Consider the following 3,945-nt stretch of genomic DNA (forward strand, 5'->3'; position numbering starts at 1 on the left):
TTGAAAATATTACCCAATTGAAGCAGGACTACCTGGATGCGGGAAACCCTGTTATTAGTATGGATACCAAAAAGAAAGAGTTATTGGGTACTTTTTATCGTAATGGATCGCTCTATACACAAGCAGCCATTCAAACGAATGATCATGATTTCCCTAGCTCTGCAACAGGCAGTGTTATTCCTCATGGGTTTTATGACCTCAAACGAAACACAGGATATATCACGCTTGGAACGAGTCATGATACCAGTGAATTTGCCTGTGATAGCTTATTTCAATGGTGGGTAAACGAGGGTATTATTCATTATCCTAAAGCAAAATCATTGTTGATCCTTTGCGATGGTGGAGGGAGTAACAGCTCACGGCACTACATTTTTAAAGAAGATTTACAAAAGACTGCGAATGCACTTGGATTGGAAATTAGGATTGCCCACTATCCTCCTTATACCTCCAAGTATAATCCCATTGAACATCGTTTTTTTCCTCATGTGACTCGTGCTTGTGAAGGTGTTGTATTTGACTCGGTTGAAACAGTTAAAACATTGATTTCTAGAACATCAACGTCAAAAGGACTAACAACAATTGTTCACATACTCGACAAAATATACGAGACAGGACGAAAATATGCCGCTGACTTCAAAGAAATAATGCCGATTGTATTTGATACACATTTACCAAAATGGAATTACCGTGCAATTCCTCAAGAATAATTAATATCGGGAAGTTGTTTCGTGCTTATTCCTTAACCCTAAAAGCTCCTAATTGGTAATGTACTAAGTGTCAACCCTCTCTCAGCATATACTTTACTACCCGTATCCAAGTTTTGAGCGTAGATGTACCTGCTATTAATTTCCGAGGATGACCAGAAATACTGGGGATAAGAGAACTGCGTAGAATCTCCAACCACCTTATGAGAGCCCTGCACCTCATAGATCTTATACAGCTCATAAGCCGAAGGGACGTACCAGTCTCGGAACCCACCCCCGTTATAATCCTCTATATCGTCAAATATAACACTTCCTCCAAAATAACTCTTACAACTCTCATCTATTATAGCTTCAGTATTGTCGCTACCCGAGCCTATTTTCAAATCTTTTGCACCCTCTAGAGACTGATCATAGCAACCCCACTCCAGTGGTTTAATATCGGTAGGGGCGGTTTCTAAGCCATGTCGTCCTTCGTCAGTGGTATAGAACACTCGTCCGCCACCAAAGCCAATGTCTCCAACCTTAAAAACATGTGCACATTCAGAGTCTTGAAATTCTAATAAGAAATCCGAGTACTCTTCATCCGTCATCGAAGGGGCACGTTGCCTTTGCACATCACAAGTTGGTTTATACTCGACCGCGGCCTCGTCACCACTTGAAATCAGGGGATCGCCATCTTCCCACCCATAGGCGGATGCCGTCGTTACCCATACAGTCATCAAAAAGCTTGCTAATATTTTAATACGCATTTGTTTATCCTTTATTTTCGGTTTGTTTTTTGCGAGAGAATCATAGTAACTGTATTGGAATAAGATGTCTTCGTTTTGTTGTCTGAATTTGTTGGGGTAAAACTCGATGTTCAAGTTTTTCCATCCCATTGCCATCAAACTCTTACAAAATATAACACTTCCTCCAAAATAACTCTTACAACTTTCATCTATTATAGCTTCAGTATTGTCGCTACCCGAGCCTATTTTCAAGTCTTTTGCACCCTCTAGAGACTGATCATAGCAACCCCACTCCCGGGGTTTAATATCGGTGGGAGCGGTTTCTAAGCCATGTCGACCTCCGTCAGTGATATAGAACACTCGTCCGCCACCAAAGCCAATGTCTCCAACCTTAAAAACATGCGCACATTCAGAGTCTTGAAATTCTAATAAGAAATCCGAATACTCTTCATCCGTCATTGAGGGGTCACGTACTCTCTTCTCATCACAAGATAGTTCATACTCAACCTTGGCCTCGTCACCGTCTCCACTTAAAGTCAGGGGATCGCCATCCTCCCACCCATAGGCGGATGCAGTAGTTACCCATACAGTCATCAGAAGGGTTGCTAATATTTTAACACTCATTTGTGTATCCTTTATTTTCAGTTATATTGAAGTTTATTGTGACAGAACCCTTTATCTCCTAAAAATTCCTAATTAGTAATACGCTAAGTTTCACATTCTTATTTGCCCGAGCCTTTTGACCGGTCGTTAGATTCAACGCCGACATCCAATATTTATCATCTTCTGAGGAGGACCAGAAGTACTGAGGGAAAGAAGGGTGTGCGTCGCCTTTTTCCGTTACGAGATAAGGGCCTAAGACCTTGTAGATTTCTTCTAACTCTCCCATAGATGGAATATACCAGTCCTTAACCTCCCCCGCATCGTAGTCCCGTAACACATCAAATATTGAGGTTCCTCCATAATAACTAACACAATCGTTTTCTAGTGCTACGTCTGTATTGGATGCACCCGCACCAAGAGATTTATCTCTTGCGCCTTCAAGACCCACATTCACACACCCATACTCTACAGTTGTGTGATGGTCAGGGGCGATCTCCACACCATGTCGACCTCCGTCTGTGGTATAGAACACTCGTCCGCCCCCAAAACCAATGTCTCCAACCTTAAAAACACGCGCACATTCAGAGTCTTGAAATTCTAATAAGAAATCCGAGTACTCTTCATCCGTCATTGAGGGGTTACGTACTCTTTGCTCATCACAAGATAGTTCATACTCAACCTTGGCCTCGTCACCGTCTCCACTTAAAGTCAGGGGATCGCCATCCTCCCACCCATAGGCTGATGCAGTCGTTACCCATACAGTCATCAGAAGGGTTGCTAATATTTTAATACTCATTTGTTTATCCTTTATTTTCAGTTATATTGAAGTTTATTGTGACAGAACCTTTTATCCGGTTCTGTCACAAAAGTTTATCTGGTTAGAATGACCGGATAGGTCTAACGGGTTTTCTAAGACTCCTCTCTCCATACCAATATCTCCCAGTACCCCCGTGGATCATCCAAACCCATCTGTTATCAGAGTGTGTTGAGACTGTGGAAACCAAATAAAGATTGTGGGCGAAATTACCGACCCCTTTTGAAGTTAGTACAGTGTGCATGTGTTTCATTTCATCCCGAGATGGGATGTACCAATCCGTGAACCCGTTTACCTCATAATCCTGAACAGCATCAAAGACCGTACTGCCACCCCACCTGCTTACGCTTGCACAGACGTAAGTAGCTAGGGTTTCAAAGTTAGCCTTTCCTTCACCAATACCAACTCCTGATGCGCCATCAATTTGGATGCTGTGGCATCCCCACTCAAGCTCTGAAATATCCTTAGCCGCCGCCTCCAGTCCATGTATACCGTCGTCCGTAGTATGGAACACTTGACCACCTGCGGGACCCGTCTCGCCAAGCTTATAATTGATTGCACATTCCCCGTCCTGCAAAGCACTTAGATGTTTCGCACGCTCGGCTTCAGTCTGGCCATAAGCCGCACGTAGTCGGGAACAATCCTCAGAACCATCCTCCACAAACTCATCCGAGATCTCGGTTGTTGAATCTACTGCAAACAGAGGGTGGATCTTCACAACCCCATCCGCACTAGCCGACATAGACTGTAAAACACACGCCGATAAAACAAGTACACTAAATTTCTTCATTTTAAATCCCCCCTATAAGGCTTACTATTTTTTTAATAATCATTTGTTTCTCCTAAAAGTAAAGTTTCCCAAATTCATATAATAAATACAGCGCTCATCACTATCTTTACTTTTTCCATTTTTATATCACCGATTTTATTGCGTTTCTGTCGCAAAAATTTATTATGAGTGTAAAAACCAGCCATGACCAATTTTTATGCGGCTAGTACAAAAACTATCCTGCAGGAAACAAATCGTATTCTCCTTTATTTTCAGAGACTGAGTGGATAATCCAAGTATTACCCGACATTTATCAGAACATCTTTT

Annotated in this window: 4 protein-coding genes; 1 reads left to right on the forward strand and 3 read right to left on the reverse strand. The window is 42.2% G+C overall.

Features of this window, described 5'->3' with window-relative positions:
* Positions 1-707, forward strand: a 707-nt coding sequence (locus CDZ78_RS18085; RefSeq protein WP_140414186.1) for an ISAzo13 family transposase, incomplete at its 5' end; no start/stop codon positions are given.
* A 38-nt stretch (positions 708-745) separates the two neighbouring features.
* Here CDZ78_RS18085 and CDZ78_RS18090 read toward each other — a convergent pair.
* The 3 genes from CDZ78_RS18090 to CDZ78_RS18100 form a co-directional block, all read right to left on the reverse strand.
* Positions 746-2,056, reverse strand: a complete 1,311-nt coding sequence (locus CDZ78_RS18090; protein ID WP_087871231.1) for an Lcl C-terminal domain-containing protein — start codon at positions 2,054-2,056, stop codon at positions 746-748.
* Positions 2,057-2,114: 58 nt separating this feature from the next.
* Positions 2,115-2,801 (reverse strand): hypothetical protein, encoded by a 687-nt coding sequence (locus tag CDZ78_RS18095; protein WP_140414187.1) that lies wholly within the window; start codon positions 2,799-2,801, stop codon positions 2,115-2,117.
* Between the two features lie 112 nt (positions 2,802-2,913).
* Entirely contained in the window at positions 2,914-3,639 is a 726-nt protein-coding gene (locus tag CDZ78_RS18100) for a hypothetical protein (protein WP_087871233.1), read from the reverse strand.
* Between the last annotated feature and the right edge of the window lie 306 nt (positions 3,640-3,945).

The organism is Bathymodiolus platifrons methanotrophic gill symbiont (assembly GCF_002189065.1).
In the GTDB taxonomy this organism is placed as follows: domain Bacteria; phylum Pseudomonadota; class Gammaproteobacteria; order Methylococcales; family Methylomonadaceae; genus Methyloprofundus.